Raw genomic sequence first — 15,028 nt, forward strand, 5'->3', positions numbered from 1 at the left:
CTTAGTCGGGCGATCTATTTAGCCTGCTCACGCAGTTTTTCTGGCAGCTTGTATTCGCCTTTACTACGTGAAATCTCTTTTACGGTTGGTGAATCTAACGGGCCTTTGACCTCGTAATTCACTTGGGTGAACACCTCTACAACAGGAGAAATTACCGTAGAAATCGCCAGCACGTACAGAGCAGTTTGAGGGGCTACCGCAAACGCCGTCAACATTGGCAACCCTGACGTAATATCCGGCGTAAACTTCACTTCCGCATCCACCATTCTGGTGGTCATGTTTGCAATACCACGAATTTGCATTTCACCAGCTAGCGCATCCATCACAATGTCATTGGTGATGAACACACCATCTTGGATTTTGCCTGTACCCGTGATGGAGTTGAACGCCATGCCTTTGTCGAATACGTCGGTAAAATCGAGCTGCATCTTACGAATGATGGAGTCCAAGCTAAATAGGCCAAGCAAACGCGCCGCGCCGCTGACTTCACTCACAACCCCTTTGCCAAACTCCGTCGAGACATTCCCCTGCAAGGTTGGTGTCTTCATCGACCAAGGCGCACCATCCCAATTCATATTGGCGTTGATCTCAAATGGCGCTTGCTGGATCCCAGACGTGATACCAAAACGCTCCATCAGATCCGTATTGTTATCGCCTTTCATTTTTAACGTCAGATTGGAATGGCTACGATCTTTGGTCAGCTCCCACCAACCATTCATATCGATGCGGTTTTTGCCGCTACTGAAGGTAATGTTTTTCCACTCCAAACGATCATCTTGACGCTGTAAGTCGACATTCACTTTGCCAACCTTGTAACCTTGCAGCCAAAAATCGTCGATGTTCAACGTTAAGTTTGGCATCTCTGCGTGAAACTTGCGGTCAAAGTTGGTAATAAGTGGCGCATTCTGATCTTCACTAGCGAAAATCGAACTGCGCTCTTTGGTCATTTCCTCAAAGTCTGGCAAGTACAAATGCAGATGGTCTAGAGACACCGATAAATCGTACGGTTTGAGGTACGTTGCTTTGCCTTTCACCTCTTGGCTACTCACGTCCAACTGCCAACTTAGGTTCTTTTTACTGGCGTTCAATGCCACATCGTGAAACTCAATGCCGCCCAGCAACAAGTTCGGCGTTTCGACTTCAATACGCGTTGGTAAAGGAATCGTAGGCGTCTTCATGTTTGCCAGCACCGATTGCGCTTTACTCTCTGGCGTATCCAGTAACGTCGCCCACTTATCTAGGTTTACCTCATCTAGACGAATCGAAGCATCGTGCCCAACGACAGGGCTAATTTTAAAACCGCCTTTGCCTAACACTAAGTTGGTCGCGGTTAACACTGGCACATCGCCCGAGATATCAATTTCAGTCTGATATTTCGCATTTGGGATTTGCAAACGAGCCGAAATGCTCTCCTGATTCCCCGATGCTTGGAGTTTTGCCTGACCAACTTCTCCGACCTTTTTCGTCAATGGGTATGGGTATTCACTGGCTAATCGGCCGAGCTGCGCCAGCACATCTACTTGGTAAGTAAAACCCACGTCGTTGAGCTGCAAGTCAATGTCCATTTGCCAAGGCGCATGACCGGAAACCAAGCTCAACCAACGTTCACCCAAATAAGGCTTGAGAGGCTCTACATCCCAATCACCTAAAGTATTGATGGTCACGTTGTAGCCTTGGTCCGCACTTTCGCCGTGGAAATCGAGTGAAATAGGCTGCGAGAGTAACTCTGCTGACAAGCCAGATGTCGTCACCACATCGTTGTCGAACTGAATGCGGCCTGTGGCTTTTTCTAGCGTCATTGGCGGCGCATCAATGTCAACACGGTTGTCTTTCAAATCCGCATAACCCCAAGCTCGCGCGTCTTTTTCCATATCAAAAGGAATGTTGAGCTGGAACTCGGAATACACCGGGCCACTGACTTGCAAGGCCGTCAACGCGGCACCAACCGAGTCAACCAGCGGCGTAGCCATCATGTAGTCGCGAACTTCATTACCTGGAGCTGTGGCTTTAGCTTCAATTTCGATATGGCCATCTTCAGCCAACTCCGGAATGCGCCCCGTGATGCGTTTAGCGTGAACGCCATTTAACGTCGCCGATTTGGAATCCAGATACATGGCGTCGTTTTCAAACAATAGATCAAGCTGCAAGTCGGTAATGGTTGGCCACGCAGTATCAAAACTGAATTTCGCGTCTTTTAAGCCAACCCATGCCTGAAACATGCCGTTGTGCTCTTTGTAAGGAAAATCTCCTAACTCGCCATACCAAAGTAATTTGGCCGTATTTACTTTACCGCCTTGAATAGCGGTCGATAGGTAGTCCGTCAGATCTTGGCCTAATGCCAAGGTTGGCAAGTAACGCCAAGTTTCACCAGCGTTGTAGAGATCCGCCTCAGCATAAAACGATAGGAATGGGCTTTGCTCTTTAGGGAAATCAAGTCGAAATGCGCCCAACACTTGAAGGTCCGGAGTCGCAGCCGTGACTTTATCCGACCACAAACGCCAACCAGTCTCATCTTGCTGCCAAATAATGTCGACTTCGCCTTGCTTGATGTTCAATGGGGCTTGGAATACATCCCCGTACGGGAAAACATCATCAATGACCGTGACTTTCGCTTTCGCTTGCTTCAAGTCACCCGCAACACTTCCTTGCACATGTTGAAAGCCCGGCAACAGTTCCCACTGAGTCATAGCTAACTCATCGAGTTCTGCCGAATAACGCAACGTATCTAAGCCACCATTCATGGCTAAACGAATGTCTTCAACACGGCCTTTCGGCGCTAATTTATTGAGTAAGTCACTGGTTGATTCCGATTCCGGCGCGAGCTTAACGAGTGGAATCAACGCCTCAATGTCGAGCTGAGAAAGGTTGAGCTTCCAGCCATCGGGTTGCCAATCAAAAGCCGCATCAAGTTCAGGCCAGGATTTGTCATCGGTGCGAATTTGAAGTGAGTGACCATTTACTTTCCAACCTTGCTTATCAGGCAAGAGCTTAAACACTCCCGATTCGATAAACAGTTCATGGCGGCCATTTTCATTCCATACGAGCTCAGACGGTTGCAGCTCCACGTACGCATAATTAGGTTGGCTGTGTTTGAGAGTCAGCCAGGTATTCAAACTGACCTTGCCAGACTCCGCACCCGACTCTTCTTGCATGTAAGTAGTAAGCCAAGGCGTTACCGAGACATCTTGCGCACTCACGTAAAACTCACCAGACACATCACGCAGCGAACCATGGTCTTTAAAGTTAGCATTTACTAACAGCGAATTCAGGCTAGCGTCTGCAATACTGACTGTGCCTTCCGCCAAGTGACGTTTGCCTTGGTTACTCCAGCGAAGCTGTTCAATATCGAGTCGACGAGTTTCGCCCGATACCGATTTGTACCAGACGCGTGAATTCGTAATGGTGAAGTCTTCAAACTGGCGCAGCAATAGTGAGTCCAGCTGATCAATCAGCTTAACTTCATTTTGGTCAACATCAGTGGTCGGCTCTTGATTGCTCGACGTAGGTAGAAGATCGACCGTGCGAATATCTAATGCCAAGTTATGAATGGTTAAGTCTGCCACGACGGGCTTAAATTGAAGTAACGATTGAATCAAATCGAATTCAATTTGAATTTCATCAACGGCGAATCGAGCTTCTTGGTTATTCGGTAAGTTAGCTTCTAAGCCGAGTAACGCGATAGAGGGATGGCTATTACGCCAAGAACCAGCAACGCTGGAGATAGAAAAGTCAAAACCTGTGCCTTGTTTGACCCAGGTTTTGATCTCATCTTGGAAGTGGTTAAGTTGTGGCAATGTGACGCGTAGAGTGGTCACTAGAATGGCTAAAAAAACCAAGACAGTGACTAACGTCCACGCGCAAAAACGCCCAAAACGGTTAAAACCAGAATTCACAAATGTTCCAATTACATCATCACGACGTCAAACTGTTCCTGAATGTACAGGGGTTCAGCCTGAATACGGACTTGCTTACCAATAAATACTTCAAGTTCTGCCAGCGCATGAGACTCATCACCCAAAAGCGCTTCTGCAACAAATGGCGATGCGTATACGACAAAGTTGTCGGCATCGTACGCTCGGTTTACACGAGTGATCTCGCGCAGAATCTCGTAACACACCGTTTCAACCGTTTTCACGGTGCCACGGCCTTCACAAGTAGGACAACCAGAACAAAGAATATGTTCAATACTTTCGCGCGTACGCTTACGCGTCATTTCAACCAGACCTAACTGCGTAAAGCCATTGATGTTGGTTTTCACGCGGTCTTTCGACAATGCAGCTTCTAACGAAGTTAGTACTCGCTGACGATGCTCTTCTGACGCCATATCGATAAAGTCGATAATGATGATGCCACCTAGGTTACGCAGACGTAACTGGCGAGCAATGGCTTGAGTCGCTTCAATATTGGTATTAAAGATGGTCTCTTCTAAGTTACGACGACCAACAAACGCCCCCGTGTTGATGTCGATGGTGGTCATCGCTTCTGTTTGATCGATGATTAAGTAACCACCCGACTTGAGCTCAACTTTGCGCTCCAAAGAGCGTTGAATTTCGTTCTCAGTGTCGTACATATCAAAGATAGGCTTGTCACCTTCGTAAAGCTCAAGCTTATCGGTCAACTCCGGTACGTACTCAGAAGTAAACTCTTTGAGGTTCTCATATTCTAAACGTGAATCGACCAAAATCTTGTCGAGTTCCGTTCCAACGAAGTCACGCAAAATACGTTGTGCAAGACCAAGCTCGCCATACAGCGTTGAACGTGTCTTGTACTTAGAACGACGCTCCATGACTTTCAGCCATAAGCGTTTTAGGAACGCAGCATCTTGAGAGAGTTCTTTCTCGTCCGCCCCTTCTGCGGCCGTGCGGATAATGAAACCACCGTGCTCATCGCAGTAGTGATTCACCACTTTTTTAAGGCGCTCACGTTCGCTTTCGCTTTCAATACGTTGCGATACACCAACGTGGCTAGCGCCAGGCATAAAGACGAGATAACGGGAAGGAAGTGTGATGTCAGTAGTTAAACGAGCACCTTTAGTGCCAAGAGGATCTTTAACTACCTGTACGACGATATCCTGACCTTGGCGAACCAATTCAGAAATGTCACGAACTTGAAACTGCTGTTTCTCGTTCTCTGCCACACATTCAGTATGCGGAACGATATCAGACGCATGTAAAAACGCCGCTTTATCTAAACCGATATCGACGAAAGCCGCTTGCATGCCAGGCAGCACTCGGCTTACTTTGCCTTTGTAAATGTTGCCCACAATACCGCGACGAGATTCGCGCTCGATATGAATTTCTTGTAGTACTCCACCTTCAATCATGGCCACACGAGTTTCACTCGGGGTCACGTTAAGCAGCAATTCTGCACTCATGTGCACACCTCAAAACAATTATAAAAATTCTTGAATTAGCTGATCGGTTTCGAACAAAGGTAAGCCTACTACAGCGTGATAACTGCCTTCGATTCGGGTGACAAATCGCCCTCCGAGTCCCTGAATACCATAACTTCCAGCTTTATCGCATGGCTCTCCTGACTGCCAATATTGTTCGATTTCTTCGTGAGTCAGTGGCTTGAACCATACGTCAGTGGTGACGACCACCGAGTGTTGTTGTTCCGATGATACGACGCTCACCGCTGTCATCACTTGATGACGACGACCGGATAAGTCAGTAAGCATACGCTTTGAATCTTCAAAACTTTTGGGTTTCTCTAACACACGGTCATCGCATACTACGACCGTGTCTGAGCCCAATACAACGGAATCAGGCTTAGCCAACGCTAAGCCTGCCTGAGCTTTTTCCAAAGAAAGACGCAGCACGTAATCTTGTGCTTGCTCATCAGCCTGTTTGGCTTCTTCGATGTCCGGTAATACGATATCAAAGTCATAGCCTAGTTGAGCAAGCAGCTCTTTTCTTCTCGGAGAACCCGAAGCGAGAACGAGAGATAGGCTCTTTTTCACCGCATTACCTTACGTGCCAAGCGCGACGAACTCGTCGCATTAATAAAAACATCCATGGCCAAAGTATACAGTTTATTGCCGCCGTCCACAGAGATAATGGATTAAATACTACGTCCTGGTTCAAATATTCCCCACAGAATATCAAAACTTCCAATAACGCAGTAAAAAAGGCAATTAAAATCGACTGTTGCCACAATGCCATGTTACGAATTAGCAAGAAATTCAGTGCCACCAAGTAGATGACAATGGACATCATCATGCCCCGAATTCCTAGCGTTGAACCAATGAGAATGTCCCACAATAAGCCCAACACTAACGCCGTGCCGACGTTCACTCGATGCGGCAATGCCAGCACCCAATAACACGTCACCAAAAATAGCCATGAAGGACGAAGTAGGTCCAATACACCTGGCCAAGGAATGGTTTGCAGTACTAGCGCAACGAAGAAACTAACACCAATCACCATTCTGCTACGCAATACATTACTGGCCATTAGTTACCTCTTGTTCTTGCTCTAACCCGTCATTCGCATTGGATTGCAATACTTTGTGCTGACGATCTTCGTTTGGCCAGATCAACAGCAAGTATCGTAGACGATCAAACTCCACCACAGGTTCGGCTTTGATCGATGCAAACTCTTGACGAGTATCGTGATCCACATTCGTGACCGTCGCCACAGGGTAGCCTTCAGGATAAATGCCTCCCAGACCGGATGTCACAAGTAAATCACCGACTTGAATATCAGTACTGGTTGGAATGTGTTCCAGTTGGATTTCATCCATTTCACCATTACCTGATGCAATCACTCGAATGTCATTACGAATGACCTGAACTGGAATGGCATTTTTTGCATCTGTCAGTAGCAATACGCGCGCATTGTGCGCCGCAACAAACGTAACCTGACCGACAATACCTTTTTCGTTAATAACGGGCTGACCAACGTACACACCGTCAATTTGGCCTTTATCAATCACCACTTGATGACGATAAGGTGAAGTATCCACCGCCATTACTTCGGTCACGACCTTCTTCTCATCACGAACAAAAGACGAGCCAAGCAACTTACGCAAGCGTTGGTTCTCTTCTTTATATTGGTCGAGCAAGATCAATTCGCTTTTTAGACGAAGCACTTCGCGCTTTAAGTTGCGATTGCCTTCTACTAATGCCTGACGAGTATTAAAACGTTCGAATACACCATCAAACATACTGCGAGGCATATTCGCTGCGTACTGAATTGGCGCAACCATACTGTTGAGTAGGTAGCGAACGTTGGAAAACGTATCTAGACGACTATCAGCCAGCATCAAGCTCGCCGACACGATGACAGCAAAAAACAGACGTAATTGCAGAGACGGGCCTCTGCCAAAAATCGGTTTCATCTTGTTTTTAACCTGATTGCTTCCATGATTATTGAGCCTTACTTGGCAACCTGAAACGCGTTCAGATATGGAGCATGTTTGAATTACAGAGAGCAGAAAAGAAGGTGAAGCCCGTAATGAGCTTCACCTACATTTTTATTCTTCAGAGAACAGATCGCCACCGTGCATGTCGATCATTTCTAGTGCTTTACCACCACCACGAGCCACACACGTTAGTGGATCTTCAGCGATAACTACCGGAATACCCGTTTCTTCCATAAGTAGGCGATCAAGATCTTTCAGTAGTGCGCCACCACCGGTTAGCACCATGCCGTTTTCAGAGATATCTGAAGCTAGCTCTGGTGGACACTGCTCTAGCGCAACCATGACTGCAGAAACGATGCCTGATAGCGGCTCTTGAAGCGCTTCTAGGATCTCGTTTGAGTTCAAGCTAAAGCTGCGTGGCACACCTTCTGCAAGGTTACGGCCGCGAACTTCAATCTCTTGAACTTCATCACCTGGGTAAGCAGAACCGATTTCGTGCTTGATCTTTTCTGCCGTAGCTTCACCAATCAAACTGCCGTAGTTACGACGCACGTAGTTGATAACGGCTTCATCAAAGCGGTCACCACCGATACGTACAGAAGACGAGTAAACCACACCATTTAGAGAGATAACGGCAACTTCAGTAGTACCACCACCGATATCGACCACCATCGAACCTGTTGGCTCAGAAACACGCAGACCTGCTCCAATCGCCGCAGCCATTGGCTCGTCAATTAGGTAAACTTCACGTGCGCCCGCACCCAATGCTGATTCACGAATCGCACGGCGCTCAACTTGGGTAGAACCACAAGGAACACAAACTAGTACGCGAGGGCTTGGCTTAAGGATGCTGTTATCGTGCACTTGCTTGATGAAGTGCTGAAGCATTTTTTCGGTTACGTAGAAGTCAGCGATTACGCCGTCTTTCATTGGACGGATAGCTGAAATGTTACCAGGTGTACGACCCAGCATTTGTTTTGCTGCATGACCGACTGCAGCAACGCTTTTTGCAGAACCTACACGATCTTGACGAATAGCAACTACAGAAGGTTCATCAAGGACAATACCTTGTCCCTTTACATAAATTAGAGTGTTGGCAGTACCCAAATCGATAGATAGATCGTTAGAAAACATGCCACGAAGTTTCTTAAACATACTCTTCGCTCATCCTGCAAAAATTTAGAAGACAAAAATTGTCCTAAATGTACCAATGCCTCGCTGTCACAGCAAGGCATTGGTACACAAACATGAGCAGAAAGCCTCAATTTCTTGCAGTTTCCTTACTTAACGCAAGAAACCGAAGTTGTTACTGTCCGGTTAATCCCGGCTCGCCACGATAAATCACACGATCATTACCACGATGAATACCAAATGTGACAACGGAAGATGGGTTTTCTTCTCCAGCGTTCTTATTATCCCAGTTGTATTTGAGCCATGGAAGCGAATTACCGCCGCTTTCAAGATCAAGCCAAACACGAGTTTGTTGACGGTAAGACTCCGCCTCCGTTGCAGTAACCGAACGAGAATAACCTGAACTAACTAGACCACCAGCCCCTAGGGAAACAACTTTAGCAGTATTATCTGTAGGCCAAATATGTACCTGAGAGCCATCTTCAGTTTCCCCAAGTACTCTAGTTTGACTGTCATCAGAGTTGGCAATAAAGCGGCTGCCATTCCAGTACTCAACTCGAAGTGGCACTCGCAATGTCGTACCTTGGTTACCACCAACATCATCTAGATCCACACGACCAAAGCGGATGTCTGGTTGAGTTGTTAATACTCCGTCATTCCCATCTATCGACACAGGATCGCTATTAGCACTTATACCTTTAATGGATATTGTGGTGTCTTTGGCATTCTCATATAAGTTAAGAGGGCCATCAGGATAACTTGCACCAGAACCTTTAGAGAACACCAACCCATCCGTTGTCGAACCAGCAAACTTACCAAGGCTTCTTGATGTAACGTAAGCGGTACCATTATTCAACCAAGTCCCCGAATACGTTTTATTCGAAGAAAAACGAGCTTCGTAAGAGCTTGTATCTTTCAACCCAAAACGAGCATGTAACCCATCAGAGAAGAAGGCATAGTTTGTCACAGCACCTTTATCTGCATTTAGAGCTTCTACGTAAAACTCTTTTGCACCAAAAGCCTGCTCCATGTAGGTAAAACTTTGCCCATTAGGATAGGCCCATTGATTATTCTTCACTTCATCGGTTCGGAAATATTTAGGGTAGAAGCGGCCAATCACTTCTTTTGCTGGAGTGATCGCGAAGGACTTACTTCCCAAATACGTTTCTGGTGGCGTTATTGTAAATTCAAACGCTCCGACCTCAGAAATGGTCTGCTCAAAAGAACCTGTGCCCTTAGTTAGGTTCAAGTGATCGTATGCTGTTGTGCCCAGAGTACCTGATACAGCTGCATCAGCAGCGGGGTAAGTCACATTGTGACTAACAGTCAATCCAGATTGTTGATAGTTTTGTGCGGGCTTCTTATCATCACCAAATTGGTAGGCCGTTACTTTCATCGTAAATGGCTCTCCAGCGGCAACAAAACTCTTATCACATGAATCGGATGCCCCACAAAGACCACCATCAACCGTCAACTGAAGATAAGCAGGAAAACTAACAAAGCTATTTTGACCTAATGAATCCTTCTCACCTTTGATCTTCGCCTTCAGCGCAACTTTGCCTGCTTCAGGGTATCTCAAGTTAAAGTAAGCCTTGCCTTTGCTGTCAAAGTAAACATCGTCAATTTCCTTACTCGCTTTGTTGTCGATAGCAACCTCTTCACTAAACTTGCCATCTTCCTTCAGAAAAGAAACGTATGTTTCAACTTGCACTGCATTTTTCTCAGGTTCAACACGTTCTACTGAAAAAATCACATCGCGATATTCACCAGCTCCATCTTGCTGACTAGGCGCGCTACAAAACTCAAGGTAGGGCCTATTTTCAATTCCATATAAAGGGGTTCCATCAGTAAAAAATGGTTTGCCCGCCACCTTATCAGGAATATTTACGCCCAACGCCGCAGAGTTAAACAAGATATTACAGTTCTGTTCAGACAAAGCTCCGCCAGCGATACGACACTTAGCGCCTTCAAATCCGAACTGTGGAATTGAGCTGCTCGCAATGCCAAGTTTTGCAGAGCCAGATTGGTAAGCCTGCAATTTTAACGAAATAGAGTCAGAGAATGTGACACTATCCCCTCCCTCCCACTTAACCACAGAGGAGGATTGAGGCAGCAACGATACAGTGACGGGATCAATACTCGCCCCAGGATTACTAGACAATACTGATGCTGGATATGTTTTCGAACAAGAGTCATTCATACACGCTCGAAGCGTGACTTCCGATGCCTGACAAATACTCCCCGTGCCAGCATAGTCAAACTCGAAATGGTGAATACCTTCGGTAATTTTCTGATATTTATCAGCACAAACTTGGAAGTTATCCATTTCGTGTATATTGGTAATGTCACCTGTTGAGGCGGTAATTGACACACGGAAGTTTTCTGGAGGCGTGGTTTGCCCAAAGCCTCTCATGACATCAAATTTCGAGATCAATGTTATCCAAGAATTCACGCTACCGATCTTACGCTGAATCGTAATGTAGACTTTACCTTGTTGTTTAGAATCAATGATAACTTTGTATCTATGCTTTTGATTGTTACGTCCATCTAAGTCACCAACATTGTGATTACCTTTGATATAGAGATAGCCTCCCATCCAATGCCCAGAGTCATTCTTAATCCCAGAGCCACGAATCGCGACTGTATTTGGCTTAAACCCTGGTCGGTAATCACTATCCTCAAAACTACCTTCTCTTGAGTAGTTGCCGTATTCATCGATACCAAACCCAAGCCAACCACCAGCAAAGCCTTGTATGTTAGGTTTCACGCCATAGCCAAGTGGACCACCAAATGCACCAGTTTGCGGCGGCACATTAGCATCAGATAAAACCAATGCCACACCATCAGCCCCAGAGCCGGAGTGCGCATAATGGTCAAACTCCACCTCAAGGTAGTTATCTTTCGAAGGGAATAGATAGTTGTATGCCGATGCTGTTGCTTGATTTTTTTGAGACGAGTTTAAAACGAATCGACCACCAGACGGTTTAGGTTTGATACTTTGCCCAAAGCCAATAACAGACCAGTTACTAATATCATTAGCGTTGAAGTCTTCCATTGGGAGTAGTTTACATTGTGTTGGTTCTGGGGCCATATCTGGACAGGCAGATTGAATAACATCGATAGGACAAGTGCCATCTGTATCGGATGGAGTACAGCTTGGATCATTCACACCACAGTAGATTTTTTCATTATCAAAATCATATGAATGACCAACAACAGAACCACAAACACTTGAGTTCTTTACAGTTGCCTTATGACTTGCTTGTATAGCATTTGTGTAGGCGTAAATACCTCTATTTTTATTTTCTTTGGAGTTCTCGAGTTTAACTTCTGAACCTCTGGAGGTAACTTGACCACATACTAGGGACTTTTTAATTTCAACTTGGTGTAAAGCTATCAAATTCCCGTAAACGGAGTTACCGCCTCCCGCCTCTTCAAGCTTTATTTCTTCGCCGAGGCTTTGGATGTCTCCAACAACCTTAGTGCCCTTTAAAACCACTTCGTGCAATGCTTCAATGTCACCGTAAACTTGATTATTCAAGTTTTCTGTTTTTACAGCTCCGCCTTTACTTGTTACATCACCACGAACTACAGTATGCTTCAATACAACGTCCCCATGAGCAACTACATCGCCTTCGATAATATTACTGTTTACCTCTGTCTTTATCTGCCCAGCGCTACTGGTAACTCCACCTTTTACAGTAACTTTTGAGAGAACAATATCCTTCGCTCCCCAAATGTTACCTTCAATAAGGTTCGTATTACCTTTAATCTCAACAGTATCAGACTCACTCGTTACACTACCTTTAATATGGGCATCTTCTAGGTAGACCTTTCCATGAGACACAGATATTAACCCATGAATTTCAATATCGTTCTTAAGATCTACGGCACCAAAAGACTCTACATGTCCAAAAATCTCAATGTCATTTTGTCCTTTGACATCACTATTTTTTGAGAAAATATTGATTGAATTTACGGGGTCACCAATCTCATTATTCCCTTTTAGCTCTACACCACCATAAACGTGAATATTGACATCATGAGTAGCTACCACAGACTGCCCATTGTTCAAACTCAAGCCATTCGGACAAATATAGTTGCCTGTTAGGTCGTACCAACCACCACACAGATTCCCTCTCGATTTCATCGCACCCTTACTAATTGACCAATATGGTGTCAGATCAAAAGTTTCAGCAGAAAAGCTCTTGAGAGAAAACAAACCAAAAAATAAAGCAGCAATTATTTTTCTTTTCATTATTCTAATCCTTAATCCAAATCTCTTGTCTGCGTTCAACCAAGCTCAATCCAGAACCACACTGGACAGCAGCTTCGATACGATAAAATGTTTGACTATCCAACTTTTTATCGCCCCCATCACACACAAGCGAAACTAATCGGCAGCTTCCGTAATCAATGCTCTCTGAGCTTGGCGCTTTACCATTGACTTTATTACTGCAATTGCTTCCCACATCTGGGCTTTCATCGTTAAGTGGGTATATTTCAGTGAGCGCCCACTCTGTTGAAGATTGAGCGTAAAACCATGCTTGTGTCCCTAAAAACTCACGAGTCATTGAGTTTTGATTGGACCAGTTAGTCTTTGTGAGCGTTGCTCCTAGATACCCCATCACAATAATCACGAACAGGCATACAATGAGCACATTTCCGCTGTTTTTCTGTTTATGGGACATTTAACACCTGCACATCTTGTTGGTAGGTACTAACTTCACCATTTTGTTCAAAAGCAAATTTGAGATAGACAATCCCACCAGTCTGTAAACTCACATTCGTGTAATCAAATTGACTTTCATCTGCCACGATATTTTCAACAACAGTGCCATTGCGAGTTAAGCGGTTACTACGCACACCTGTTTTGACAATGCAGTATTCAACTTTGGTTGCTAACTGATATAGATAAATACGATGAGCGATCGAATCGCTAGGTAAAGACGCCGTTAAGCTATAGCGATAAAAGTCGGCATTACCATTGCTATCATCACCATTTAAAGCAAGATCGTTATCAATCAAGTGATTACTCACAGCGCCTGATATCAAATCGTCATAGCGTGTAGGGTTAATAACAAAGCGTATCCCGTCGGAGGCTTTTAATGTACCTCCAGGAAAGTTTTCTCCAGTGATAAAAAGCAGATCGTTGCTGGTTGGTTCTTGAAAGTAATAACCGGAATTTAAAGTTGGAATAAACGACAGGCAGGATTCGTCAACCGTGTTTGTCATTGCAAAGCTATTGGGAACGGCGTGTCTAATTTCACGCGCCATTTTTTCTAGCACAAATTGAGCTTGGGTCTGAATTCTTTGTCTTGAACTTGCATCAACATACCCTTTCATCCCAACTTGAACATAACCTGCAATCCCCAGCATGATGATGCTACCAATAACAATGGCCAGCACGAGCTCTATGAGAGTGAAACCTCTTTGACTCATTAATAATTACCTCGGTAACCAACCAATGAAATCGCTAACGCGGAACCAGCAAATATATCTAGCTTCACTTGCTTCATTTTAGGGACACTTCCTTCGAGCTCTGTCGTTTTTACCGCAACCTCTACACGAAAATTGATATAACTACTGTCTGCACTATTACCGACAACATCTGAGAGTTGGTATTTTTCGCTACCTGACGGACAACTATTCTGAGTATTTTCGGTGTACCAACAACCAATATAATCATCAACGTCATTAAAAGCAGAGGGCGAAGCCTCTCCATCTCTTCCAAGAAGTGAGCAAGCGTCTGCCCCGCTTTCGCCGCAGCGGAGCATGCCACCGTTGTCATCATAATAATGGTCAAAATTGCGGGCCAAAATTTGCGACATCATGCTATGTCCTAAAGCAATGGCTCGACTTTGATAATGGGAGGTGGAAGCATCTTTAATTTGTGGTATCAATGCTGTCGAAAACATCACCATGGCGATGCCCATCAAGACGATCGCAATAATCATCTCAATAAGCGTCATTCCTCGAAGCGTTTTTTTGCCTTTCATCGTCATGAGCAACCACCTTTACTTACGTAACCTTGCTCATTAATTGTGACCGTACAGGTTTGAGAGCTATTATTTTCGCTAATAGAGATAGTGACCGAAGGAGGGGTCGGATTTCCTAGCAGATCAAATTGAACCTCTCGGACAGGAGAAAAAGTAACACTGCTATCTTCTACCCAATCACTACGACTACTGGACTGAGATGAGCAAGAGGCTTTTGAGCCGATACAATTGGTTGCTATGGATAGAATAAAATCGTTATTTCCTACCGCACTACTGACATTAGATTGCATGCGATTCACCTGGACTTGGCGAACAACAGAAATGACTTGATCTTGAATTGCGACAGCAGAAATACCAGTGCGTATAAATCGACTGGATGCATAAAGCGATAATATAGAGAGGATGACGATGACCATGATCAGCTCAATGAGAGTAAACCCTGATATCGTTGAGCGCGACTTCATACTGAGGAACCTTCGGCTTACAACAAGCGATTAAATTATAAGCAAAAAAGCATGGTAATTTTGGACTAA

At 45.1% G+C, this 15,028-nt stretch carries 11 protein-coding genes; all 11 read right to left on the reverse strand.

Features of this window, described 5'->3' with window-relative positions:
• Positions 1 to 14: 14 nt before the first annotated feature.
• The 11 genes from BIW15_RS07755 to BIW15_RS07805 all read right to left on the reverse strand — a co-directional run bounded on the left by BIW15_RS07755 (position 15) and on the right by BIW15_RS07805 (position 14,959).
• Positions 15 to 3,893 (reverse strand): YhdP family protein, encoded by a 3,879-nt coding sequence (locus BIW15_RS07755; protein ID WP_077280764.1) that lies wholly within the window; start codon positions 3,891 to 3,893, stop codon positions 15 to 17.
• A gap of 11 nt (positions 3,894 to 3,904) precedes the next feature.
• The gene (gene rng / locus BIW15_RS07760; protein WP_005461826.1) at positions 3,905 to 5,374 is read right to left on the reverse strand and encodes a ribonuclease G; all 1,470 of its coding nucleotides are present in this window, start codon (positions 5,372 to 5,374) and stop codon (positions 3,905 to 3,907) included.
• 18 nt (positions 5,375 to 5,392) lie between these two features.
• Positions 5,393 to 5,962, reverse strand: a complete 570-nt coding sequence (locus tag BIW15_RS07765; RefSeq protein ID WP_005461824.1) for a nucleoside triphosphate pyrophosphatase — start codon at positions 5,960 to 5,962, stop codon at positions 5,393 to 5,395.
• 4 nt (positions 5,963 to 5,966) lie between these two features.
• Positions 5,967 to 6,455: a rod shape-determining protein MreD gene (mreD, locus tag BIW15_RS07770; RefSeq protein ID WP_005461823.1), complete on the reverse strand. Its 489-nt coding sequence runs from the start codon at positions 6,453 to 6,455 to the stop codon at positions 5,967 to 5,969.
• Positions 6,445 to 7,341, reverse strand: coding sequence for a rod shape-determining protein MreC (gene mreC / locus BIW15_RS07775; RefSeq protein ID WP_005461822.1), 897 nt, complete (start codon positions 7,339 to 7,341; stop codon positions 6,445 to 6,447). The genes mreD and mreC overlap by 11 nt, the downstream gene beginning before the upstream one ends.
• Before the next feature lie 135 nt (positions 7,342 to 7,476).
• Positions 7,477 to 8,520 carry a rod shape-determining protein gene (locus BIW15_RS07780; RefSeq protein WP_005381144.1) on the reverse strand — a complete coding sequence of 348 codons (1,044 nt, stop codon included), beginning with the start codon at positions 8,518 to 8,520 and terminating at the stop codon, positions 7,477 to 7,479.
• 151 nt (positions 8,521 to 8,671) lie between these two features.
• The gene (locus BIW15_RS07785; protein WP_373270263.1) at positions 8,672 to 12,793 is read right to left on the reverse strand and encodes a DUF6701 domain-containing protein; all 4,122 of its coding nucleotides are present in this window, start codon (positions 12,791 to 12,793) and stop codon (positions 8,672 to 8,674) included.
• Positions 12,759 to 13,187: an MSHA biogenesis protein MshP gene (locus tag BIW15_RS07790; RefSeq protein WP_025552718.1), complete on the reverse strand. Its 429-nt coding sequence runs from the start codon at positions 13,185 to 13,187 to the stop codon at positions 12,759 to 12,761. Before BIW15_RS07790 ends, BIW15_RS07785 begins: the two co-directional genes overlap by 35 nt.
• Positions 13,177 to 13,938 (reverse strand): PilW family protein, encoded by a 762-nt coding sequence (locus tag BIW15_RS07795; protein WP_025552719.1) that lies wholly within the window; start codon positions 13,936 to 13,938, stop codon positions 13,177 to 13,179. Before BIW15_RS07795 ends, BIW15_RS07790 begins: the two co-directional genes overlap by 11 nt.
• Positions 13,938 to 14,501 (reverse strand): prepilin-type N-terminal cleavage/methylation domain-containing protein, encoded by a 564-nt coding sequence (locus tag BIW15_RS07800; RefSeq protein WP_025545968.1) that lies wholly within the window; start codon positions 14,499 to 14,501, stop codon positions 13,938 to 13,940. The genes BIW15_RS07795 and BIW15_RS07800 overlap by 1 nt, the downstream gene beginning before the upstream one ends.
• Positions 14,498 to 14,959, reverse strand: coding sequence for a type II secretion system protein (locus BIW15_RS07805; protein ID WP_025545966.1), 462 nt, complete (start codon positions 14,957 to 14,959; stop codon positions 14,498 to 14,500). The genes BIW15_RS07800 and BIW15_RS07805 overlap by 4 nt, the downstream gene beginning before the upstream one ends.
• Positions 14,960 to 15,028: the final 69 nt, after the last annotated feature.

The organism is Vibrio sp. SALL6 (genome assembly GCF_002002385.1).
In the GTDB taxonomy this organism is placed as follows: domain Bacteria; phylum Pseudomonadota; class Gammaproteobacteria; order Enterobacterales; family Vibrionaceae; genus Vibrio; species Vibrio parahaemolyticus.

Coding starts and splice junctions, on each gene's coding strand:
- BIW15_RS07795 (WP_025552719.1), bottom strand. CDS start 13,938: ATGAGTCAAAGAGGTTTCACTCTCATAGAGCTCGTGCTGGCCATTGTT.
- mreD (WP_005461823.1), bottom strand. CDS start 6,455: ATGGCCAGTAATGTATTGCGTAGCAGAATGGTGATTGGTGTTAGTTTC.
- rng (WP_005461826.1), bottom strand. CDS start 5,374: ATGAGTGCAGAATTGCTGCTTAACGTGACCCCGAGTGAAACTCGTGTG.
- mreC (WP_005461822.1), bottom strand. CDS start 7,341: ATGAAACCGATTTTTGGCAGAGGCCCGTCTCTGCAATTACGTCTGTTT.
- BIW15_RS07790 (WP_025552718.1), bottom strand. CDS start 13,187: ATGTCCCATAAACAGAAAAACAGCGGAAATGTGCTCATTGTATGCCTG.
- BIW15_RS07780 (WP_005381144.1), bottom strand. CDS start 8,520: ATGTTTAAGAAACTTCGTGGCATGTTTTCTAACGATCTATCTATCGAT.
- BIW15_RS07805 (WP_025545966.1), bottom strand. CDS start 14,959: ATGAAGTCGCGCTCAACGATATCAGGGTTTACTCTCATTGAGCTGATC.
- BIW15_RS07800 (WP_025545968.1), bottom strand. CDS start 14,501: ATGACGATGAAAGGCAAAAAAACGCTTCGAGGAATGACGCTTATTGAG.